Below are 22,480 nucleotides of genomic sequence, written 5' to 3'. Positions count from 1 at the left end.
GCGAGGATCCCATCCTCAGGCTGTCCGCCGTGGCCGCCTGATCATCCTCGGACCCTCCCGAGGACCGGGGCTCCTACACCACGTCACGGGACACGACCACGAGAGGTCAATTCTCGGAGTTGGACCGGTCACTACGACGCCATCGTGCCGACGGTCGCGATCCATCTGGGCTTGCAGGTCGAGGATATCGGCGGAACGGGGCGCTGTTGCCCGGAACTGCGTCGCGGGAAAAATGATAACAATAATATCGGCAGACCAAAACGGAACCGCGGATCTTTCATTTCTCGACCGGTCCGGGCACGGTATTTCTACGAAAGCCCGCAGGGTTTCGAGCAGAAGGATCTGTTGAACCATCCCGTCAAGGCCGATGTCGCGCCGTGGGAGATTGAGCGATCACCGCCGACCCGTTTGCCCAGACCTTGACGGCCGCTGCAGAGCGGGGCCGGCCTCCTATCGTGGTCCGCTGGCCCATCGACTTGCCGGTCGCGCACAATTGAGGCGACAAGCTCAACGCCCCGCTCGTGACGATGCTGGCGGAGCGGCCGGCGATCAACAGCCTGCATCCCGACGCGGCCGGGCTTGCCCCGATCCACTACGTCGTCGGCAGCGGCATTCGCACCGCCACCGCCGAGGCCGTCGTCTGGGGAAGCGGCTTCATTGGAAGCAACGATGCGTTGCGCATGCCCGTCGAGCAGATCCTTGCCGTGCGCGGACCGTTGACGGCCCGGCGGGTCGTCGAGGCGGGTGGCGCGCTTGGTCTCCCGATGGGCGATCCGGCCCTGCTGCTGCCGCTGTTCTACGACCCCGATATCGCGCCGCGTTACGACATCGGCCTCATCCAGCACTTTCGCGAGGCCGGACCGAACCGCTGCCGCGCCTGCCGTCCGGCCTCAGCGTGCGCCTGATCGACATCACCGGAGGCGTCAGGGCGGTGATCGACGCTGTGCTCTCCTGCCGCCGGATTCTGTCCAGCTCCCTGCACGGGCTCATCCTCGCCCACGCCTACGGCATCCCGGCGACATGGCTGAAGATCAGCGATCGCCCCCTGGGCGACGATTTCAAGTTCCGCGATTACTGGGCCTCGATCGGACGCGACGACGTGTCTCCGGTCGAGGCAAGGGGCGGCGCCCTGATCGATCCGGAGGCGGGCGTCTCAACGCCGGGCGAGGCGAGGGTCGATCTGTTCGCCCTCCTGGCGGCCTGTCCGTTCCTCGACGAGCCGCGCCGTCGGGATCTGATCGCGGTGGCGAAGGCGCGCACCGGTGACCGCACCGTCCTGGGCTGGCATGCCGGCCTACGCGCGGCCCGTCCCGGCGCGGCGCCGCCGCAGACCCGCTGCGGCGGCTGAGCCGACGGGGTGCAGCGGGGCGAATAGCCCGTCCGGTCAGCTCGTCTCCACGGGCGGCCCACCGTCGCGGCCGTTCGAGCGATACAGCCGGAATTCGTTCGCCTTGAGCAGGTCGATGACGCCACGGGCGTCACCGAGGCAGGCGGCCACGGTCAGGTGCCGCAGAGCGAGGGCGGGTCCGGGGTCGCGCGTGATCGTCGGATCGTCCTCCGCGGGCCGGCCGGTTCGATGGTGGAGCCACTCCCTGAACGTCGCCTCGTCGCGTTCGGACAGGGTTCCGGCTCGACGCAGGGCGTGGACGGCCAGCGTGAAGCGCCGCAGCCTTTCCGTGTCGGCAGGGGCAGGATCCGGCCCTGGGTCCGTCGGCGCCCGCGCATCGACGAACCAAGTCTTGAGGAGGGCTGCGACGCGTTCCGCCTCCGGCGCAGCGCCCGCGAGCGTCAAGCCGGAGACGGCGTCGAGGACTTTGCGCGCACCGGCCGGGTCGTCGTCACGGTGCTCCGATGCCTCGGCGCCGTCCTCGCGCCGGCCCGGACCCTCGAGCCCTTCATGAGCCGACGGCTGAAGTCCGGCCTCCCAGTCTTCGCGCAGCAGGCGCTCATCCAGGCCGTCGATCATCGACAGGATGGCGGCGTGCCGCGCGAGATAGCGCGCCAGCATCGCCTCCGCCGTCGCGCCTTCCTGTTCGGGGTGCCCGGAGAACAGACGTGCGACCCAGCCGGCCGGGGCGAAGCGACCGGCATCCGGTGACGGATCGGGCCGTTTCGGCTCCAAGGGATCGCCCTTCCAGAAGTCCCATACGCCAGGCACGCCGAGCCGCATCAGAAGCTCGACCTTCGGCCGCTTCCCGTAGCGGAAACGTTCGTCGAAGGCCTCACGCGCATCGGACCGGAAGAGCACCTGCGGCTCATGCGTCACCGGGAACGCGAGGTCGGGATCGAGAAGCGCGGCGTTGTCGATGACGCGCGCCATCGGCACGATGAAATAGGAAAGGTCCGGCTGCGCCAGGACATCCTCTCGGAGCTGGTTCCAAGCGGAGGCGGTGAAGAAGCAGTTCCCGTCGAAGGGGAGCACCCAACGTGCCAGGGAACGCCCGAGGGTGAGCGCGTGGTTGCGCGCACCGTTGTTGTTCATGACGTAGTGGTTCTTGAACTCGTAGGTCTTCTCGTAGATGCGTTGACGCTCGCCCTCGGGCAGCGCGTCCCAAGCCGGTCCGCTGAGGTATCCCGTCCTGGACGTGTGCGCGAAGCTCCAGCCGACACGGCGATAGGCGTCGGCGTCGAACGGAATGCGGTCGTAGCGCCGTCCATGCCGTTCGAGCAGGCCGATTAATTCGGCTTCGACGCGCGGGCATACGATGCGGTTGAGGATCCAGACCTTGGTGCAGCCGGCGAGCGACGGCTCGTTCTCCAGGGTGAAGCGCAGATTTCGGACCGTCTGCCCGCTCTCGTGGCGGGGTGGGAGATCGTTGCCGAGGATGCGTAGCAGGACGAAATCGTTCGGTACGGTCACGTGATGGCCTTCCAATGTGTGCGACACCGCGTGGATCGCCCCTCAATCTGTTTCACCGGCTCGACGCGTACCTTGTCCCGATGCCCGTCTTGCTGCGGCGCCGATATCGTACGGGCATGTTGGCGCGGCCCGGTTCGGAGGGCCGATCCGGGAGGGCCGTTCCCCGTCATGCATCGCGCGCGGCTCCGACGGGTCGAACGCGGCCGGATGTCGGTGCGGCAGCCCTTTCAGCCGCGACACCTCGGAGAACTGGAAATCTTGTCTGGAGGTAGATTAGGCCGCTGAGCAAGTCGTCGGCATCTTCGCGTACGGCGGCCACTGCAGCGAGCTTCACGAGAATTATCTTTGTCACAGCTCATCTACACAACGAGACATAAGCCGTAGCGACGGCCCCGATACCGGCCTTTGCGACCGAACGCTGATAATCGAGCGCACACAAACATGCCACAAAAATGAATGAACGCTTCCTTCTCGAGCCGTGCCCGACCTGCTTGCTTCAGGCTAGGCGCCGTTCCAGCTCCGCATGAGGCCCCCGGTGTGATCGAGCTCGCCCGAATCGAAATGCATGTGGCTCACAGCTGCAACCTGGCGTGTGAGAGTTGCTCACATTTCTCCAATCAGGGCCATAAGGGTCTCACCGGCCTCGAAGAGGCCGAGCGATGGATGGCTGGCTGGGCACCGCGGATCGCGTTGAACGAGTTCTCGCTGATGGGCGGGGAGCCCGCCATTCATCCGAATTTCCCCCGCTTCCTTCCGCTCGTTCGGCGGCACTGGCCGGACGCTCGCATTCGGCTGGTCAGCAACGGCTTCCTCCTGGCTCGGCACCCCGACTTGCCCCGCATCATGGCAGAGTTGGGAAATGTACGCCTCTACATCTCGATCCATCACGATTCGCCCGCCTATACGGAGCGTCTTCGCCCGACGATGGAGATGCTCGATGAATGGCGAGCCAGATACGACATCTGGATCGATACGTATGCATCCGCGAAAAAATGGACGCGCCGCTATCGGGGCGAAGGCTCGACCATGCGGCCATACACGGACGGGCTCCCGGATCAGAGCTGGGCGAAATGTCCGGCTCGCTTCTGCATGCAGCTCTTCGAGGGAGCGCTCTGGAAATGCCCTCCTCTGGCGTACCTGCGGATGCAGCACGAGAAGTATCGACTCGACGAGATCTGGGCGCCTTATCTCGCCTACGAGGCCCTTCAGCCGGACTGTTCCGACGCGGAGTTGCGAGCGTTCCTCGCACGCAAGGCCGAGAAGGTCTGCGGGATGTGCCCGGCCGAACCCGAGCGCTTCGACTTGCCGATGCCGATCCATTCCGAGCGGCGGCGTGAAGCACATTGACCCAATCTGCGGCGCGCACGGAGGGTGGGACAGGTTTGTTCCGGGCAGCCCAAGCTGGAGCGGCAGAAGCGCGGTTGGGTGACGACGTTCGAAATGCGCACCCCGCGCGATACGACGCGGATGGAGGAGCGGTCGGTTGCGCGGGCGTGAGGAACGATCCATAGGACCGCCCCTCACGGCGCGTCATGCGATCAGGAAGTCGGCGTGAGTCAGCGCCACCTTCGTGTCGATGGTCGCGAACTGCACCGCCACCTTCGAGCCGCTGCCATCGGCGTCGTAGGACAGGGCACCCGTGGTCTTGTTGTAGAGGATGCGGTCGTCCGCATCGACCTTGGCACCGGCCACGCTCAGGTCCTTGAACGCCAAGGCTGCAAGCGTCCCGGCCGAGAGGGCGGCGAAGATGCCCTTCGACAGTTGGATCGTGTCGTCCGCGGCCGAGAAGTCGGTGATGCGATCGACGTTGCCCGCACCCAGCGCCGTCGAGAACACGAAGGTGTCGGCGCCTCGGCCGCCGGTCAGCACGTCGTGGCCGAGCTTGCCGTCGAGGACGTTGGCCCCGGCATTGCCGGTGATCGTGTTGGCGAACTCGTTGCCCGTGAGCTTGAGGGCCGCGGTGCCGGTGGCGCCGGTGGTGGCCAGGGACTCGATCTCCTGGGCCGCCGCCAGCGTGTAGGAGACGCTCGCGACGACCTTGTCGGCACCGCCGCCCTTCGCCTCGACGATGCGGTCGCCCGCATTGTCGATCACGTAGGTATCGTTGCCCGCCCCACCGATCAGCGTGTCGGCCCCGGCTGCACCGTTGAGGACGTTGGCTCCGGCATTGCCGGTGATCGTGTTGGCGAGGGCATTGCCGGTGCCGTTGACGGCAGCGGTGCCGATCAGGGTCAGGTTCTCGACATTGGCTGCCAACGTGAAGCTGACGGAGGAGCGGACGGTGTCGATGCCGGCATTGGCCGCCTCGACGACCCGGTCGCCGACATTGTCGATGATGTAAGTGTCGTTACCCGCACCGCCGTAGAGCCAGTCCGAGCCACCCCATCCGTCGAGGTAATCATCGTAGATTGAGCCGGTGATTCGATCGTTTCCCTTGAAGACGTCTCGGTTGACCGCCTGCGGGTCGCTCATCGCGATATAGGCGGCAGCCTGTTGCATCGTAATGCTGATGCCGGCGATCAAACCGAATGGGTCACCATTCACCGAGCGCAGGCCGTAAGTCGTAGTACCGGCAATGGGGGCCCCCGTCGAAGGATCGTACGCGAAGTCGTGTCCTTCAAATTCTGTAATATTTCCACTGCCGTAGGCTACCTTGAATGATGTCGCCGTTTGTGCATAGAAAATTGCCGGCCCTCTTGCAAAATTGTAAAGGTCCAGAGCCCGAGCATCCCCTTTTCCGTAGCAAACGAAGTCAACCATTGCACCGCCCCATAGTTGTATCGCATATGCATTTCTGCATCTAATTTGCGACTTGCGATAAGAGGGTTTTGAGCTCAAAAATTAACGAACGCAAGCGTTATGTATATACAATTGAAGGTCGGTTGCCGAAATACCACGCCGTCATCCCGATTTAACGACTATAATGTCGGGAGCACTCAAATTATCCGAATCGCCTGATATGAGTATTTTGTGGGCCGTTTATATTGGAATATCATCCTGATTGATTTGCAAAATGATGTTGAGTGACGCGAGAGCTGGTGAATAAGCGGCCAAAGCCCGCCCGAACTTCCACGCCGCGAGCGCGAATGCCCCGCCGAGCATCAGCGACGCCGGCAACGGATGCCACCACCGAAATGACCCCGAGCGGTACCGCGGGCGCTCCGGGTGCGAGCGATCGACCTCGGCGAGAGAGCGCTCGAAGACGTGGCCGGGCGGCTGTCTTCTAGAGCATCGTCTGGAAAGGCGGTTTCCGGCTCTCCGAAAAAAGACGATGCGGCACAAAGAGATAGAGCATCGTCAAAGGCCCATCAGCACGCTGGCCGAGAGAAGCCTCGGCCGCGTCGGCCATGGGCTTACCCGATGGGCGCGGCGTCTCGGCCGGGTTCGACGAGGCCGACGAAGGCAGGCCGTTGACCCGGCCCGGTGCCGCACCGGCCTGGGGCGTCGTGGGACCGGACGTGTCCTGTCTCCCTTGGGGCGCGGTCGCATCGGCCTTCATCCGGGACCGCGGCGGACTCGCCGCCGCATCCCCCGCCTCGGGACGCCCCTGGCTCTCCGGCGGGGCGAAAGCATCCCATCCGACCGCAGCCGGGCGATCCGGCTGCGACGCGCGTGCGACCGGCGCCTCCGCCCTCGGAGCCGGCGCGTCACCGGAGACCGGCCTGCGGCGGCGACAACGCCGTCGGCGGCCCTCGGCCGTCGGGTGCAGACGATCGCGGTTCGAACAGGATGTCACGGCTCGCGAGGATGCCGCCGGCCAGGAGCAGCAGGCCCGCGAGCCCGGCCGCGAGGGCGAGCCGCCCGCGACCCGGCGTCCGGATGGGGGCAGAAGGGGATGAGGGAGAGAGGGCAGGCGACGGGGCGGGAGGCGGCGCCTCGATCTCCGCCGCCGCGCCCCCGTGCGGGCGCCGGCCGAACAAGACCGCGACGAGACCAAGGCCGACGAGCGCCGCAAGCAGCGCCGTGACGAGGATGCGACGCGGGCCGGTCGTCATGCCATGACGCTCTCCCTGTGGAGGTGGAAGAGAGCGGTCGTCCCTCGCAAATGGCGCGGCCGCCGCTTTTTCCGCGCGGCGGCCTGCTTTGGTCAGGCGAAGCGGCGGCCGTCGGTCGCGTAGCGGTCGATGGCCGAGGGCAGCTCGCGCGACAGGCGTGCGACGATCTCCGAGCGGCTGAGGCCGGTCTGCTGCGCGAGGTGGTCGAGGGTCGCCGGACCGACGGCGCGCTCGAGGTCGGCCTCGGCCATGGCCCGGTTGGTGCCCTGGTTGACCCAGGAATTCGCCGTCTCGCCGTGGCCGCCCTTGGTGAAGTGCTCGACGAGTTCGGCCAGCCCGCTGGCGATCAGGCCGCCGACGCCGCCCGTGCCGACGCCGCCGAGCACGCGCTCGAGGTTCGACGGGATCGCCGAGCCGGTCGCGGGAGCGGCGGGAGCGGCGGTGTGGGTCGTCGGCGGCAGGCCCGTGCCGCGGGCGTCGCGCGCGGAGGGGCCGAGCCATTCGGCGATCTTGTCCCGGTTCTGGTAGCCCGCCACCGCGAGCAGACCGAGGAGGGCCGTCATCGAGGGATATCCCTTGCTCATGTCGCGTCCTTGTCCGTGGTCGATCGGCGGGAAGCCGCCGAGAGGGGAGGGGAGGGGAGGGGAGAGGCGGCCGGGCCGCCGCGAGCTGAGATTCCGGTCAGTAGCCCCGGCGCGGAGGCGTCGTGCTCCGGCCGGTGAGGCGGCGCGTCACGAAGGCGATCACCCTCGGCAGCACGAAGACGGTGAGAAGCTTACGGATCATCGGGAATCTCCGGGGTTCGGGGGAAGGAAGGGGGTTTCAGTCGCGACCGGCGCTGACGAGCAGGCCGATCCCGAAGCCGACGGCGCCGGCGATCAGGAGGGAGGCGAGGGGATAGGCGGCGACCCGGCCGCTCATGCCGCCCTCGCTCCGGCGCAAGGCGCGGGCGCCACGGTCGTAGGCATCCTCGGCCAAGTCCGAGGCGTCGTCGGCCGCACGGCGCACGGAGCGGCGTGCGCGCTCGACCGGCCTGTCGAACACGTCCTCGGCGGCACCCTGGGCGCGGCGGGCGCGGTCCTCGACGTCGTCGGAGCCGGCGATCCCGCCCACGGCCTCGCGAATCCGTCCGCCGAGGTCGCGGGCGGTGTCGGCGACGGGTTCGGCCGCGTCGCGCACGGTGTCCTTGGCCTGCCCGTAGAGGCTCTCGGCCTTGCCGCCGACCTCGCGGGCGCGGCCCTCGACCGCTTCACGCTTCGATCCGGTGAGGTCTCCCACCGTGCCCTGGAGCGTGCCGCCGAGTTCCCTGGCGGCGCCGGTGATCCGGTTCGTATCGACCATGTGTTGTCCTCGTGTGGCGAATGGGGTGTGGGACGAGTGTCGTCCCTCGACGTCGCGTCAGTCCCGCGCCGGGCCGTCGCGCCGTGGGACGGCCTTATCCGCGCGGGCCTCGCGCTTCTGCCGCCGGCCCTCGGCTTCGATCGCGGCATCCCCGGTGAGCTTGCCGAGGGCTTCCTTGATCGAACCCTTGAGCTGTTCGGCGGCGGTCGGATTCCTGTCCTCGGTCATGGCGGCTCCGTCGTGTTCGAGAAAACCCTGGAGCGCTGATGAGATGAGGGGTCGACAGCAGAGTTCAATGATCCAGATATACTGGTAATCTGGCTCATCCCTTTCAGCCCGTGCCAACGGAGGACTTTTTTCATACGCTGTGCGGCGGCCGCACGGCGCTGGCGGGTGCCACGCGTCCCTCGCGAGACTTTCCCGGCCGGGGCCGCCTCGGCGCGACGGTCGAGGCCCGCATGCGCGTGTCCGGCCATCCTTGCGCGTCGCACGCCGCCGCCCGGTCACGGGGCACAAACGGGTTGTGCGCAAACCGGTTCCGACGAAGCTCTGGTCCGATGAGATCACATTCCTGATATGATCGAACGGCTCGGCGTCCGAGATCCGGGCGAGGCGGCCCGGTCGCGGCACGAACGAGAGCGGCGGGGCTCTCGCCCCGCCGCTGGAAACTCTCAGGTCCTGCGGCCTGCCCGCTACGAGCCGAGCAGCACGTTGGCCGAACCGATCACCGTCATCGCCACACCGCAGGCGAAGACGCCGATCATGCCGTAGGAAAACGCCTTCAACATGTGATCTCCCATCCTCAAGGCGTCGATCAGCAGCGGTAGCCGCCGGAGACCTGACCGTACTGCTTGGTCGGGAAGTGCTGCTGGTTGGCGTTGCCTTCCGCCGCGGAGCTCATCGGGCAGCGGTCGTAGAGGGGGCCGTCGGAGCCAGTGATCGAGCCCGTGGTCGTCACGTCGGAGGGCAGGGTCGACGTGTAGCGTCCCTTCGGGGCGCCGTAGTCGAAAGCCAGGGCGGACGAGGCCGGAGCAGCAACGCCAAGAACAATCGCGGCGACGGCAGCGGCAATACGGGTTTTCATGGTGATCTCGAAACTCCTTACGCGGTGACGCCGGACCATCCGACATCGTTTTGTTTTGCGTAAATCCGATATAGGTACCGCTTGGTCGGCGTGACGTGCCGGGACGCACGCGCCGGCGTGGATGAAATTCGAAAGCTGATCTTGCAATATCCTGTGAGGGCAACGGTACGAGCGATGCAGGGCTCCGGGGTCGCTCTTCGGGCGAAAAGCACCGGGCTTTTAGCCGTCATTAACCAAAATCCCGTTCAATGACGAAGGCTTAAGGTTGACCCTTTCCTAACGGCGAAGCCCTCCCGGGCCTCACCCGCGCATCCGCGGGGGAGGGCGGGCGGCCGTGTGGACCCCCGCGTTGCCGAGTACCCCGCATGGACATCGCCGCGCTCGTCCAGGGCCAGTCCGCCCGGCCCGTCCGCCGTCCCCGGCGCCGGCCCGGCCTCGCGGTCCTCGCCGTCACCGCGCTGAGCGGCCTCGCGCTCGCCGGCCTGCTGCGGCAGGGGGAGACGCCCGCCCCGACCGAGACCGCGACGGTCCAGGCCGCTGCCGAGACGCCGGAGCCGAGCGAGGCGCTGCCGGCGGCCGACCTCGCCTGGATGCTCGATCCCAACCCGACTCTCGACGCGCCCGGCTTCGCGCCGCGCACCACCACGCTGTCGGCCGCCCTCGACACCGCCTTCCGGGCCCCTGAGCCGGCTGCGCCCGCGCCGCAGGTGGCCGAACTCGCTCCCGAGATCGCCGCCCCGGCCGAAGCGCCCGCGCCGGCCGCGCGCCCCGCCGCCCGCCTCGCCCTCACCGTGCCGCTGCCGGTGCGTCGCCCGGCGGAGTTCCGCTACGAACCGCGGGAGCCGATCGCCCGCCTCGCGACGCCGAACCCGCGCGCCGGCACGCGTCAGGCCCGGGAATCGACCCGGCAGGTGTTCAGCGCCGCGGTCACCGACGACCGCTCGTTCTTCGAAAAGCTGTTCGGCGGCTCGTCCACGCCGTCGCAACCCGCGTCGGCCGGCACGGCGATGGCCTATGCCGGGCTGGAGAGCGGGGCGGCGGAATCGGCGGCGCGCCGCCGGCTCGTGCCGGGGCCGGTGGCCGAGCCGGGGGTCGCCGTCTACGACATCAGCGCGGCGACGGTGACGCTGCCGACCGGCGAGGTGCTGGAGGCCCATTCCGGCCTCGGCGTCGCGCAGGACAATCCCGATTACGTCCACCTGCGCATGCGCGGCGCGACGCCGCCCGGCGTCTACGATCTGCGCGAGCGCGAGGCCCCGTTCCACGGCGTGCGGGCGATCCGCCTCAATCCGGTCGGCGGCTCGGCGGCGATCCACGGGCGCGACGGCATCCTGGCCCACACCTACATGCTCGGCCCGAGCGGCGCCTCGAACGGCTGCGTCGTGTTCAAGCAGTACGACCGCTTCCTGCGGGCCTATCTGCGCGGCGAGGTCCGGCGCATCGTCGTCGTGCCGGGCACGGCGCCCGGCATCTTCGCCAGCCGCCGCGGCACCCGCCGCTCGGCCTCCGCCGCCGACGGGAACTAGAGCATCGTGCTCGATACCGCATCCAGCGCGATGGTCTAAGTTTTTGTCTCGCATCGGCTTTTTCCGAAAGCCGGCTCCCACCTTTCGGGCCGATGCTTGAGCGTCAGGCCGGCTCCGCGGCGATCCGGCCGACACCCAGGCCGAACCGGCGCCGGTCCCCCGCCTCCGCGGCCGGACCGGGCCGGCGATAGCCCGGAACCTCCAGCACGAGCCGGACCACGGGCTCGGCGGCGAGGCAGGCCGCGCTCACCCGGATGCGCCGCGCGGCGGGGCCGGCCTCGTCGGCGCGGTAGTGCCACTCGGCCCGCGTGCCGTCGCCGAGCCGGGCCGTCACGCGCGCTTCAGCCTCCCCGGGGGCGAAGTAGGGCCGGGCCGACACCACGAGATCGACGGCACCGCCGCCGTCCGGGCCCGCGAGGCGCAGGTCGAGGTCGGCCCGCGGCCCCAGCGTCCAGCGGCCCCAGCCCTCCCGCCGCCCCCAGCCCTCGACCAGCGCGAGGGCGGCATGCGGCGCGCTCAGCGCGATGCTCTCGCCCGGCCGCAGCCTTGGGCGCGCCTCGCGGCCGTCCGGTCCGGTCGCGAGCCCGGAGCCCACCTCCAGGGCGTCGTAGCGCTCGCCCATCGCCGCGCAGAACCCGGCGAAGCGCTCCGCGCCGCTTTCCTCCTGGCGCGCCTCCCAGAGCTTGAGGGCATCGACGATGTCGTAGACCGCCCGCAGCACCGCGACGGCTTCGAGATAGGGGTCGCCCCCTTCCGGCACGCCGCGGGCATAGGCGGCGATGTGCGACTTGGCGAAGCGCAAGGGGCTCTTCATCGCCACCGCGTGGCGCGAGCTGTTGCGGTCCGGCACGCTCGTGTAGCGGTTCATCTTCTCCACCCACTGGCCGGTGTCGGCGTGGGAGATGTTGTGGAAGCAGATGCGCGACTCGAAGGCCGGGTCGCAGACCCGGTCGCTCAGGAGGCGCAGGCCGGCATGGACCGTGGGGGCGAATTCGAGGCCGCCGCGGCGGAAGGCGCGCACGTGCCGCTGCGGCCAGTAATAGGCCCGCTCGTCGTGGCGCCCGAGGATGTGGTGGCGGCAGGGCAGCCGGTAGACGTCGGCGCTCGGGTCGCGCCCCTCGCGCGCCAGGAAGGCGATGGCCTCCGGGCTCAGGCACTCGTCGTCGTCGAGGAAGACGACGAAATCGCCCCGGCACGCGGCGGCGGCCTGGGTCCGGACCCCTTCCGGATGGGTCGCGAGCGGCACGGTGACCACCCGGTCGGCGTAGCGGCGGGCGATCTCGGCGGTGCCGTCGGTCGAGGACATGTCGAGGACGATCAGCTCGTCGACGAAGCGGATCGACCGCAGGCAGGTCTCGATCAACCGTTCCCGGTTGTGAGAGATGACGAAGCCGCTGATCATGCCGATGCCCGGAAAGCCCGAATCCGGGCCTGCATGGCGTCCCGCCGGGCCGTTGCCAAGCGAATCCTGACCCGGATCGATCCCGGCCGCGCGCACGGAACGGTCCCGTTCCGTGCGCCGCGAGGATCAGACGATGCCGCTCGCCTCATAGGGCCAGGGCTTGCCGAGATGGGCGGCGACCTGCGCCGGATCGGAGCCGACCGCCTCGACCGCCGCCTGGACCTGCTCCACCGGCACCTCGAAGCGGCGCGCCCAGTAGGCGCGGTCGCGCGGCTCCCTCATGACCACCTCGACGGGGTCGCCGCCCGGATCGCCGTCCACGCCGCTGCGCTCGTCCGCCATCGTCCCGCCGCTCCTGATCACCCGGACGCTCCGGGCTTCCGATCAGGAAACCGTCACGGGGCGGGCGCCGGTTCCGGGCGCAGTCCGGGTACGGCGCGCCGGGGCTTGGCCGGCTCCGGCACGATGTGGAACGCGGCCGGGCGCCGGAACAGGACGTCTGCCCGCGTGCCCCGCACCAGCCGCTCGAAGGCCAGCGGCACGGTGACGGCGACGACCGTGACGATCAGGCTGGCGAGCCCGATGTCGATGGCGACGCCGGATTTGGCGATCAGCGTGCGGGTCAGCGCCATCGGCAGGAAGAAGCCGAGATAGATCACGATGGAGTTGCGGCCGCAGGCGCGGAGCGCCGCCGTGACCGGGCCGCCCGCCCGCGTCATCAGGCTGGCGAAGGCCACGATGGCGAGCGCCCCGACGGTGCCGAGCGCGAGGCTCACCCCCGGCAGGCCGGCGACGGAGGGGTGATCGGGCAGGCCCGTGGGGGAGAAGACCAGCACGGCCTCCACCACGGCCCAGACGGCGAGGCCGACGAGGGCGAGGCCGACGCGCGCCCGCACCCGGTCGGCGAAGCCAAAGATCCACTCGGCGAAGAGGGTGCCGCCGAAGAAGTAGACGTAGCGGCCGCAGAACTCTTCGAGGAGGAGCGGCAGGCCGATCGGCGGCAGCATCTGCAGCCCGGCCGCCACCGCGAGGGTGACGAGCGGCGGCACCCGGCGGTGCAGCAGCTTCGTCACCACCGAGAACACGGCGAGCAGGTAGACGAACCAGAGCGTGGAGTACGGCACCACCACGGCTTCAGCGAGATGCCAGCCGAAGGCCGCGAGCTTGCCCTCGGCGCCGACCGCGTCGGCGGTGATCAGCCCGGCCTTGAACACCGACTGGATCAGCACCCACAGCACGTAGAAATAGGCGAAGTGGACCACGCGCCGGTCGGCGAACAGGCGCCAGTCGCGGTCGATGACGCGGCCGAGAAACAACCCCGAGAGCAGGAAGAAATCGGGGATGCGGAACGGCTTGGCGAAGGCCACGACCGTATGCAGGAAGCCCTCGCCGCCGAGAACCTCGCCGGTGCCGAGCGTCGCGTGCATCGTCACGACGAGCAGGATGCACAGGCCCTTGGCGACATCGACCCAGGCGAGCCGGGCCGCCTCCTCGGGATGCGGGCGGAGGGGTTGCGTGGCGCCAGCCATGGGAATCCGGGCCTCCTAGCGGGGCGATCGAGCCTCGACCCTGGGGCGGCGCGGTTAACCCGGCCTCGACGGCCTCGGAGAAGCTTTTGGACCGGTTAACGAGTCCGTCACCGCCGCGCCCGGCCCTCGCCCCGGCGCTCGCGGGTCTGGCGCGTCGGCGCGTGGAAATCGTCGGGCTTGTCCCGCACCCAGTCGAGGAAGCGGGCGATCTCGGGATCGGCCCGCAGGGCCTCGACCTCGGCGAGCCGCCGGGCGATCTCGGCCTCGCTGTAGCGGGCATGGATCGCCGAATGGCAGATCTGATGCAGCCGCACGGTCGCCCCGCGGGCTCCGCCCTTCAGCTTCGGCGTAAGATGGTGGACGCTCTGCCGCGCATGCCGCGGGATCGGCCGCTCGCACAGGGGGCAAACCGGCAGGGCCTCGGGTTGGGGCCCGTGCGTGTCGGGGTCGTCGTCGCGCCAGCGCCGGATTCGCCGCCCTACCAAGCATCTGTCTCCCTCTGCCGAGAGAGAACGGCGAGGGCCAAAAATCTTTCCGTCCGCCCGCTCAGTGCCCGGCGGACGGCGGCGCTTCGTCGGAGATGCCGACCTTGGCCCAGACGTAGACGGCGAGCAAAGCCACCGGCACGCCGATCAGCGAGGTCAGGACGAAGAACCACGAAAATCCCGTCCGCTCGACGATGAAGCCGGAAAACCCGGCCAGGATGCTGCCGGGGAAGGCACAGAGGGAGGTCAGCAGCCCGAATTGGCTGGCGGCGTGCTCGGTCGAGGCCAGCGTCGACATGTAGGTGATCAGCACCACCGAGGCGAAGGCGTAGGCGAACCCATCGATGCCCACCGTGATCGCGAAGGTCCAGAACGCGGTGCCGCCGTCGCCGCCATGCGCCGCGAGATAGGCGAGGCTCAGATGCGAGGCCGAGGCTGCCACCGTGCCGATGAGCAGGCTCGTCAGCATGCCGATGCGCGGGATCAGCGCACCGGCCAGAAACGTCCCGCCGAGGCCGATCCAGAAGCCGAACAGCTTGGTGACCGTGGCGATGTCGGTGTTCGAGAAACCCTGGTGCTTGAACAGCGGCACCGCCATGGCGTTGGCGACGTAGCCCGGCATGCGGAAGCCCGCCACCAAGAGAAGGATCGCGGGCGCCATCGGCCCGAGCCGCCGCCACAGGTCGCGGATCGGGCTCCAGACCGTGTCGAGGAAGCCGGCGCGGGGCGGATGGGGCGTCCGGTCCGAATCCGGCTCGGGCGCGAAGACGGCGGCGACCATGCCGACCAGCATCAGGGCGCCCATGCCGAGATAGGCGCCGCGCCAGCCGATCCGGTCGGCCAGGACCAGGGCGCCCGCGCCCGCCGCGAGGTTGCCGATGCGCCAGCCGATCTCGGTCCACGAGGACAGCACCGCCTGCTTCTCGGGCGGGCGCACGCTGGTGATGCGCCAGCCGTCGATGACGAGATCGAGCGTGGCGCCGGCAAAGCCCAGCGCCACCGAGAAGGCGATGGTCCAGGCGAGCCAGTGGGTCGGGTCGCCGAAGGCGATGCCGGCCAGCATCGCCATCACGCCGGCTTGCGCCACGACGATCCAGCCGCGCCGCCGACCGAGGAGGCGCCCCAGCAGCGGCGGGTCGTAGCGGTCGAGGAAGGGCGCCCAGACGAACTTGAACTTGTAGGCCAGCGTCATCTCGCTGAGCAGCCCGATCGTGGCGATCGAGATGCCGATGTCGGACAGCCATGCCGACTGCGTCCCGTAGACGAGCAGGAACGGGATGCCGGAGGTGAAGCCGAGCCCCAAAGCGGGGGCGATCCGCCGGTCGGTGAACAGCGCCGACCAGAACGGCGTGGGCTCCGGGGCCACCTTCGTCGGCGCGTTCATGCTGGTCCGGCTCCGCTGCCCCCGATTGATAGGCCAAGGGCTCGCCGCGCGCCACGCGACAAGCCCTTGGCGCGATCGACCGGCGTCAGCGGGCGGCGGCGTTGCTCCGGACCGTGACGCGATGGGGCACCTGATCGGCCTCCGCGCGCCAGAGCGGCACGATCAGGCGCAGCCACGCGCGGGTCTCCTCGCCGCCGGAATTGCGCTGGGCGATGTCGCGGGTGAGGATCGTCTGCACGGTGAACTTGTCGAACGCGTAGCCGACGAGGGCGCCCGCCGCGACCTGCCCCAGGGGGCGATAGTCCGGCCGGTTGGTCGGCAGGTCGGTCGAGCCGAAGGCGACGGCGCCGACCTGCCACTTCCCGAACCGCTTCGTCGCGGTGAGGTCGAGGTTCATGTAGTCGGAATAGAACACGCCGCTCGGCGAGGTGTCGTCCAGCATCGTGCCGTAATGGAGGTTGGCCGTCAGGTTCCAACCGTCGCGGACGTAGCTGATGGCGAAGCGCTGGGCGATCGAGGCCGATTGCAGGGCAAAGCGCGTGTCGCTCGGCCAATAGCCGCCGAGGAAGTAGCTGACCCCGAGGCCGTCGCCGATCTTCCAGGCGACCTGCGCCGCCGTGAGCGGTTGGGCCACGCCCCATTGCCAGGGGCCGGCCTGAGGGCTCGTGCCGTTGAACGGCAGCGTCTGGATGAAGCGCAACTGGCCGCCGACGACGGTCCAGGGCGTGGCCCAGAGCAAGACGCCGAGATTGTTGTTGCCCTGCCCGTCCCGCGGCAGCGTCCCACGCTCGGCGAAGCTCGATGTCAGGGTCATCTGGAGGCCGGTCGGCACCTGCCAGCCCGTCGGCAGGCCGATGGTGATGCCGGGCAAAGCGGCGGAGCGGGCGAGGACGGGGGCCGGCGCGGCGGCGAGGCCGGTGAAGCCGAGGGTCCAGGCGCAGAGGTGCGCCCCGTGTCGCAACGTCAAATCCGGTTCTCCCCGGCGCCCGATCGGCGGCGCCCTCTCCCGTTGACCCAAGGCGCCGCGACGGACGCCCGGTCAGCATGGAAGAAGCGGCCGTGAGGCGGAAGAACAGAATCGAATTATCAATTGATGGATCTGTCGGTTTGTTACATTATTCAATGTCAACGCGAAGAGCGCGCGGTTTTATCAATATTTTTGCGAAACGGGATTAGATCTGATTGGACGAAAAAACGAATGCCGTCAGCGCGTTCCACCAAACGAAAGGGCGACCGTCGCAAGACGGTCGCCCTTCGGGTTCGACGGCGCGGTCGGCTCAGTGCCGCGGCAGGGTCCGCAGCGCACGCAGGAACACGTCGACGTCCTCGCGGGTGTTGTAGAAGGCCAGCGAGGCACGCACCGACTGATCGACGCCGAAGCGGCGGAGCGCCGGCAGGGCGCAGTGGTGGCCGGAGCGCACCGCGACGCCGTGGGCGTCGAGGTGGTGGGCCACGGTCTCGTTCTTCAGGCCATCGACCGTGAAGGACATCACGCTCGCCTTGTGGCGGGCGGTGCCGATCAGGCGCAGGCCCTTGATGTCGGCCAGACCACCTTCCGCGTATTCCAGCAGATCGTGCTCGTAGGCCGAGATCGCCGGCAGCCCCACGCTCTCGAGGTAGTCGAGGGCGGCCCCGAGGCCGACCGCGCCGGCGATGTCGGGCGTGCCCGCCTCGAACTTTTCCGGTGCGCCCTTGTAGACGGTCTTGGCGAAGGTGACGTCCTCGATCATATGGCCGCCGCCCTGCCACGGCGGCATCGCCTCCAGGAGGTGCTTCTTGCCGTAGAGGGCGCCGATGCCCGTGGGGCCGAACACCTTGTGGCCGGAGAAGACCAGGAAGTCGGCGTCGAGCGCCTGCACGTCGATCGGGATGTGCGGGGTCGATTGCGCGGCATCGACCAGCACCGGCACGCCGTAGGCGTGCGCCAGGGCGATGATCTCCTGGATCGGGTTCACCGTGCCGAGGGCATTGGCGACGTGGGTCACCGAAACGATCTTGGTCCGGCCCGAGAGAAGCGCGGCGTATTGCTCGAAGATGATGTCGCCGCGGTCGTCCACCGGGATCACCCGGATCGTCGCGCCGGTCTGCTGCGCCAGCAATTGCCAGGGCACGATGTTGGCGTGGTGCTCGATCGTCGAGACGATGATCTCGTCGCCCGGCCCGATATTGGCGCGGCCGTAGGAATTGGCCACGAGGTTGATCGCCTCCGTGGTGCCGCGCAGGAAGACGATGTCGTCCTTGCTCGGCGCGTTGAGGAAGCGCCGGGTCTTCTCGCGCCCGCCCTCGAACAGGTCGGTGGAGCGCGCGGCGAGCGTGTGCGCGGCCCGGTGGATGTTCGAGTTGTGACGGCCGTAGAACTCGCTCGTGGCGTCGATCACGCTCTGCGGCTTGTGGGTGGTGGCCGCGTTGTCGAGCCATACGAGGCGATGCCCGTTCACGCTCTGGTGGAGCGCCGGGAAGTCTTTTCGCACGTGCTCGACATCGAACGGCGCGCCTGCCGGCACCGAACCGTGCGAGGTCACCCGCGGGGCGGGGCCGTGATGACGCGAGGGCTCGACCCGCGGCTGGGCGTGGCTTTTCTTGGCTCTTGCGGGCGGCGGAGCTGGGCTGAGGAAGTAGTAGTCGCCCGTGTTGTCGGGCGTTGGCGCGCTCGGATGCGGCAGGTGGCCGTGCTTCGAGAAATGCTCCTGCGCCTCGTCATGTCCGCCCCCTTGGCCGCCCTTCAACGGATCAGCCGGCACGAGGTGGGGCGCCAGCGCGTGGGCGAAGCCGTTGGCGCGGGGATGGTCGGCGGCGACCTGACGGTGCAGGTCGTGCCCGCCGGGGATCGCCGCCGCCACATCGGGCACACTCGGGACGAAGTACTCCGGAAACCGGTTCTGGTTCGGGAGCGGGTGCACCGAGGGGATTCCCGCCACATCGAAAAAGTTCGCGCTCGCCGGCGCGGGCGTCGCACCGACCGGGTTGGCGTGCGACGGACCCGTCAGGCCCGGCAGGCCGACCGGCGGCGCGCCGAACGAGCGGGCGGCCTGGGCCGAGAGGTCGGGCTGGAGGCCCGACGGCAGGGCGCCCGACGGCGCGGAGGGCACGCCGATATTGGCGCCGGGCAGCGCAGGCTGCCCGGAACCGGAGGGAAGGGTCTCCAGGCCCTGGGGGGCCTGGGGAGTCTGCGGCAGGTGGGGCTGGAACGGCGCGCTCGACGCCTGTCCCTGGCTGTAGATCTCGCGGGCGAGACGCCCGACGAGATCGGCGTGCGCCAGATCGCCCGCGCTGCCGGTCGGAAGACCGAGAGCCGGCAAATTAGGCGTAGTCATGGTAGTTGCCCAGCAGCACGTTATCGAGACGGGCGATGGCGTCCTCAACCAGCACGGCGGCCGAGAAGTAGCGGGTCACGAGGTGCGAGGCGATCGAGTGGTCGTTGGTGCCCATGTAGCGCACCGACAGGCCGGGCTCGATCTCGCCGGTCACGCCCGACTTCTGCAGGCCGACCACGCCCTGCTCGCCCTCGCCGACGCGCAGCAGCAGGATCGAGGTGGTCTGGGCGCCGGTCACCGGATCGATGTCGATCGGCAGCTTGTCGCTGGGGATCAGCGGCACGCCGCGCCACGTGATGAAGGGCGCGCCGAACAGGTGGACGACGACCGGCGGCACGCCGCGGCGGGTGGCCTCACGGCCGAAGGCCGCGATGGCGCGCGGGTGCGCGACGAAGAAGGCCGGCTTCTTCCACACGAGCGTCAGCAACTCGTCGAGGTCGTCCGGAGTCGGCGGGCCGGAACGGGTCGGGATGCGCTGGCGGCCGGCGACCTCGTTGAGCAGGCCGAACTGCGCATTGTTCAGAAGCTCCCACTCCTCGCGCTCCTTCACGGCATCGACCGTGAGGCGGATCTGCTCGCGGAGCTGGTCGATCTCGTTGGAATAGAGGTCGGTGACGCGGGTGTGGGTGTTGAGGATCGTCTGGATCGTCGAGAGGTGATACTCGCGCGGATCGATCTCGTAATCGACGAAGGTGGTCGGCAGGCGCGGCTCGCCGGTATGGACCGCGAGGAGTTCGATGCCCTGCTCGCCGTAGGAGTTGGTGTGACCCTTCAGGCGGTCGCGCTCCTCCTGATACTGGTCGATGCGGGCGCGGATGCCCTCGTCCTGAACGGCGGCGGCGTCGAGCGTCAGCAGAGTCACCGCCGAGAGCGCCTTCACGGCAGGCGCCGGGCCGGCCTCGCCGACCAGCGCACCCTCACCGAAATAATCGCCGCGGGTGGCCAGCCCCTGGCGCAGACGCCCCTTGTAGGGGCCCGACAGGGTCAGTTCGACGGTGCCGTCGGCCACCACGACGAGGCTGCGGCCCGTCGAGCCCTCCTCGGCGATGGTCTCGCCGGCCTTGTGCTTGCTTTCCTTGAACTTGCCCGCGAGCGCGGCGAGTTCGGCGTCGCCCAGGCGGCTGAACAGCGGCACCGAGCGCAGCGAGCCGGAGCGCACCGAGCGGGCGCCCTCTTCGTTGGCGAGGTCGATCCGGCCGGACTTGGCCAGCACCACGGCGCGGCGGTTGACGCGGTAGACGCCGCCCGCGACATCGACGAAGGGCAGGAGCCGCAGCAGGAAGCGGGGCGTGTTGGCGACGTTCTGGACCGAGGTGACGGTCGCGGTCGCTAGATTGCGCGCGGCGGATGCGCTCACGCTCAGGCCCGGTCCACTCATCTGTCGTCGTCTCCGTTGTCGGTTCGATTGGTTCGGGCAAGCGCCCACGCGCCGGTGCGATGCGGACAGAAGTCCAGCATCGAGGCGCACGAATACCGCGCGCGTCCGGCCCAAGATTTGGAATTTCTGATCCCCCGCGGGCCGTGTTTGTTTTGGCCATCCGGGTTGGCCGGAACCTAGGCCCGGCGCTTAACATCCGTCAATAGAACTTTGTTCTCAATTTATGGCAGTTCGCAGTATGTGCTTCTGAGAATGATGAATTCGAGCGATAATCGTTCTATAAATCGGCTAAATAGGAGAAATTTGTTTTATCAGAGCAGCCGTTGCCAGTGAGCTTGAACGAAATTTCTATTCCCGGAGCGGGCCCGCCGTGCCCCGACACGGGCGAGAGCCGCCGAATCGCGGTTTCGGCCCGCCTCAAATCCCGTCCCCATAGCCGACGAAGGACTGGTCCATGCTCTGGGCCGGGCTCTCGCCCACGGGCAGGCGCGAGACGACGCGGGCCGGCACGCCCGCGACCGTGGTGTGGGCCGGCACCTCGTGCAGCACCACGGCCGCCGCCGCCACCTTCGCCCCCTCACCGACCCGGATGTTGCCGAGCACCTTGGCGCCGACGCTGAGCAGCACCCCGCGGGCGATCTTGGGGTGGCGGTCGCCGCTCTCCTTGCCGTTGCCGCCCAGCGTCACGGACTGGAGGATCGACACGTCGTCGGCCACCACCGTGGTCTCGCCGATGACGACGCCGGTGGCGTGGTCGATGAACACCCCCGAGCCGATCCGCGCGGCGGGATGGATGTCGCAGCCGAACACCTCCGAGATGCGGCTCTGGAGATGGAGCGCCAACGTCGCCCGGCCCTGCTCCCACAGCCAGTGGGCCACCCGGTGGCCTTCGAGCGCGGCAAACCCCTTGTAGAACAGGAACGGGTCGAGATAGCGCCGACAGGTGGGGTCGCGCTCGCGGATCGCGACGAGGTCGCGCACCGCCTGAACCGACAGATGCGGATCGGCCTCGAACGCCGAGAGGCAGAGGTCGCGCACCGTGAGCCGCGACAGGTCGCCGTCGCCGAGGCGGTGGGCGAGGCGGTAGGCCAGCGCCCCCGACAGCGCGCGCTGATCCAGCACGGTGGCTTGGATCAGCCCGGCATAGAGCGGCTCCTCGATCAGCGCGGCCTCGGCCTCCGCTCTCAGTTCCTGCCAGACCTCCGCCTCCGCCGTCGCCCGGTGCGTCGCGCGAAGGGGAGGCTGACCGAGCGCCGCGCGGGCCTCGATGGTGCCGATCGTCATGTGGGGGATCGTCCTAGTTCACGCGCCGGAACATCGCCGGCAGATAGGCCTGAAGAATTTCGTGGCCCTCGAACTCCACATCGACCGTGTCGGCCGCGCCGTCGGCCGGATGGATGCCGACGACCCGGCCGGTGGCGTTGCGCCAGATGCCCAGCGTCTCGGCGAGGTCGAGCCGGGCGAACCGCACCGCGTCGCCGGGGCTCATGCCGCCGACCGGCCCGCTCCGCTCCGCCTTCGACAGGCCCGCCGAAGCCCCGTCGGAAAATCTCTTCCAAGTCCGTCCGTCGTGAGGGAAGACTTCCATCGCGCGGTCTCCTCGTCTTAGCAGAATTTTCGCTAAGTCATTGTTGTAACTTGATAATTATGGATGGAGAGCCGCTTGGCAAGCCTTGTCGCAAACAATTCCGCAGGCTAACCCGCCGGTGACGGCCCGCTCGACGGCAAAAAGGTTCGACGCCATGGAGCGCACGATCATCGACCCAAAATTCTCCGTGGCCGGCCAGCCCTCGCCGCACGAGATCGCGGATCTCGGCCGTGAAGGCGTCGCGCTCCTCATCAACAACCGGCCGGACGGCGAGGAGCCGGGCCAGCCCGGTTCGGCCGCCGAGCGTGCGGCGGCGGAGACTGCGGGCGTCGGCTATCTCGATCTCCCCGTGACCGGCCCGACGATCACCCGCGCGGCGGTCGAGGATTTTCGTGCGGCGGTCGCGGCGGCGCCCGGCCCCGTAGTCGCCCATTGCCGCAGCGGCACGCGCTCGCTGACCCTCTGGGCGCTCGGCGAGGTGCTGGCCGGGCGCCTGCGCCGCGACGACATTTCCGAATTCGGCGCCCGCCACGGCTTCGACCTGTCGGGCGCCGTGCGCTGGCTCGACGCCAACGGTCAGTGAGGGAGACGACG

23 protein-coding genes are annotated in these 22,480 nt (G+C 68.9%); 6 read left to right on the top strand and 17 right to left on the bottom strand.

All coding sequences use genetic code 11. From position 1 onward, the window contains the following. Positions 1-144: 144 nt before the first annotated feature. From ASG52_RS26980 to ASG52_RS07630, 3 genes are all read left to right on the top strand, one after another. Positions 145-423, top strand: coding sequence for a hypothetical protein (locus ASG52_RS26980; RefSeq protein WP_156383837.1), 279 nt, complete (start codon positions 145-147; stop codon positions 421-423). Between the two features lie 98 nt (positions 424-521). Further along, entirely contained in the window at positions 522-905 is a 384-nt protein-coding gene (locus ASG52_RS07635) for a hypothetical protein (RefSeq protein ID WP_156383836.1), read from the top strand. 26 nt (positions 906-931) lie between these two features. Further along, positions 932-1,348 carry a hypothetical protein gene (locus ASG52_RS07630; protein ID WP_156383835.1) on the top strand — a complete coding sequence of 139 codons (417 nt, stop codon included), beginning with the start codon at positions 932-934 and terminating at the stop codon, positions 1,346-1,348. Between the two features lie 36 nt (positions 1,349-1,384). Here the strand turns inward: ASG52_RS07630 and ASG52_RS07625 are convergent, their stop codons facing one another. Continuing rightward, entirely contained in the window at positions 1,385-2,860 is a 1,476-nt protein-coding gene (locus ASG52_RS07625; protein WP_056241214.1) for a hypothetical protein, read from the bottom strand. Between the two features lie 537 nt (positions 2,861-3,397). On the opposite strand from ASG52_RS07625, the gene ASG52_RS07620 reads away from it, so the two are divergent. Further along, positions 3,398-4,207, top strand: coding sequence for a radical SAM protein (locus tag ASG52_RS07620; protein ID WP_286158973.1), 810 nt, complete (start codon positions 3,398-3,400; stop codon positions 4,205-4,207). A gap of 183 nt (positions 4,208-4,390) precedes the next feature. Here ASG52_RS07620 and ASG52_RS07615 read toward each other — a convergent pair whose 3' ends face one another. The 6 genes from ASG52_RS07615 to ASG52_RS07595 all read right to left on the bottom strand — a co-directional run bounded on the left by ASG52_RS07615 (position 4,391) and on the right by ASG52_RS07595 (position 9,280). Further along, complete coding sequence (locus ASG52_RS07615; protein WP_286158972.1) at positions 4,391-5,359, bottom strand: calcium-binding protein; 969 nt, start codon at positions 5,357-5,359, stop codon at positions 4,391-4,393. A 1,148-nt stretch (positions 5,360-6,507) separates the two neighbouring features. Continuing rightward, entirely contained in the window at positions 6,508-6,855 is a 348-nt protein-coding gene (locus tag ASG52_RS07610) for a hypothetical protein (protein WP_056241209.1), read from the bottom strand. Positions 6,856-6,947: 92 nt separating this feature from the next. Next, positions 6,948-7,439 (bottom strand): YidB family protein, encoded by a 492-nt coding sequence (locus ASG52_RS07605; protein WP_056241206.1) that lies wholly within the window; start codon positions 7,437-7,439, stop codon positions 6,948-6,950. Between the two features lie 238 nt (positions 7,440-7,677). Then, positions 7,678-8,196, bottom strand: a complete 519-nt coding sequence (locus ASG52_RS07600; RefSeq protein WP_056241203.1) for a CsbD family protein — start codon at positions 8,194-8,196, stop codon at positions 7,678-7,680. A 57-nt stretch (positions 8,197-8,253) separates the two neighbouring features. Next, positions 8,254-8,424, bottom strand: a complete 171-nt coding sequence (locus ASG52_RS26055) for a CsbD family protein (RefSeq protein WP_082552415.1) — start codon at positions 8,422-8,424, stop codon at positions 8,254-8,256. Positions 8,425-9,010: 586 nt separating this feature from the next. Beyond that, positions 9,011-9,280, bottom strand: a complete 270-nt coding sequence (locus ASG52_RS07595; RefSeq protein ID WP_056241257.1) for a hypothetical protein — start codon at positions 9,278-9,280, stop codon at positions 9,011-9,013. Between the two features lie 365 nt (positions 9,281-9,645). Between ASG52_RS07595 and ASG52_RS07590 the strand changes: the two genes are divergently transcribed. Next, positions 9,646-10,806 (top strand): DUF2778 domain-containing protein, encoded by a 1,161-nt coding sequence (locus ASG52_RS07590; RefSeq protein WP_056241202.1) that lies wholly within the window; start codon positions 9,646-9,648, stop codon positions 10,804-10,806. A gap of 103 nt (positions 10,807-10,909) precedes the next feature. On the opposite strand, the gene ASG52_RS07585 is transcribed toward ASG52_RS07590, so the two are convergent. From ASG52_RS07585 to ASG52_RS07540, 10 genes are all read right to left on the bottom strand, one after another. Further along, entirely contained in the window at positions 10,910-12,304 is a 1,395-nt protein-coding gene (locus ASG52_RS07585; protein ID WP_056241199.1) for a glycosyltransferase, read from the bottom strand. 30 nt (positions 12,305-12,334) lie between these two features. Next, a complete protein-coding gene (locus ASG52_RS07580) occupies positions 12,335-12,550 on the bottom strand; it encodes a DUF3606 domain-containing protein (protein ID WP_056241197.1) in 216 nt (71 codons plus the stop codon). Positions 12,551-12,603: 53 nt separating this feature from the next. Continuing rightward, positions 12,604-13,737, bottom strand: a complete 1,134-nt coding sequence (locus ASG52_RS07575) for an acyltransferase family protein (RefSeq protein ID WP_056241195.1) — start codon at positions 13,735-13,737, stop codon at positions 12,604-12,606. A 107-nt stretch (positions 13,738-13,844) separates the two neighbouring features. Further along, on the bottom strand, positions 13,845-14,222 hold the full coding sequence (locus tag ASG52_RS07570) for a hypothetical protein (RefSeq protein ID WP_056241185.1): 378 nt from the start codon (positions 14,220-14,222) through the stop codon (positions 13,845-13,847). 61 nt (positions 14,223-14,283) lie between these two features. Then, entirely contained in the window at positions 14,284-15,606 is a 1,323-nt protein-coding gene (locus tag ASG52_RS07565; protein WP_056241184.1) for an AmpG family muropeptide MFS transporter, read from the bottom strand. 85 nt (positions 15,607-15,691) lie between these two features. Beyond that, positions 15,692-16,477 carry a transporter gene (locus ASG52_RS07560; RefSeq protein WP_082552420.1) on the bottom strand — a complete coding sequence of 262 codons (786 nt, stop codon included), beginning with the start codon at positions 16,475-16,477 and terminating at the stop codon, positions 15,692-15,694. Positions 16,478-16,883: 406 nt separating this feature from the next. Further along, positions 16,884-18,920, bottom strand: coding sequence for a family 2A encapsulin nanocompartment cargo protein cysteine desulfurase (locus ASG52_RS07555; protein ID WP_056241181.1), 2,037 nt, complete (start codon positions 18,918-18,920; stop codon positions 16,884-16,886). Beyond that, positions 18,907-20,298: a family 2B encapsulin nanocompartment shell protein gene (locus tag ASG52_RS07550; protein ID WP_056241179.1), complete on the bottom strand. Its 1,392-nt coding sequence runs from the start codon at positions 20,296-20,298 to the stop codon at positions 18,907-18,909. Before ASG52_RS07550 ends, ASG52_RS07555 begins: the two co-directional genes overlap by 14 nt. Before the next feature lie 417 nt (positions 20,299-20,715). Beyond that, complete coding sequence (cysE, locus tag ASG52_RS07545; protein ID WP_056241176.1) at positions 20,716-21,582, bottom strand: serine O-acetyltransferase; 867 nt, start codon at positions 21,580-21,582, stop codon at positions 20,716-20,718. Between the two features lie 13 nt (positions 21,583-21,595). Next, complete coding sequence (locus ASG52_RS07540; RefSeq protein ID WP_502691032.1) at positions 21,596-21,886, bottom strand: hypothetical protein; 291 nt, start codon at positions 21,884-21,886, stop codon at positions 21,596-21,598. A 154-nt stretch (positions 21,887-22,040) separates the two neighbouring features. Between ASG52_RS07540 and ASG52_RS07535 the strand changes: the two genes are divergently transcribed. Then, positions 22,041-22,469 (top strand): protein tyrosine phosphatase family protein, encoded by a 429-nt coding sequence (locus ASG52_RS07535; RefSeq protein WP_056241173.1) that lies wholly within the window; start codon positions 22,041-22,043, stop codon positions 22,467-22,469. Positions 22,470-22,480: the final 11 nt, after the last annotated feature.

Source organism: Methylobacterium sp. Leaf456 (assembly GCF_001425465.1).
Classification (GTDB): Bacteria; Pseudomonadota; Alphaproteobacteria; order Rhizobiales; family Beijerinckiaceae; genus Methylobacterium.
The sequence above is the reverse complement of the archived record's forward strand: the minus strand, read 5'-3'. Positions and strand labels throughout refer to the sequence as shown.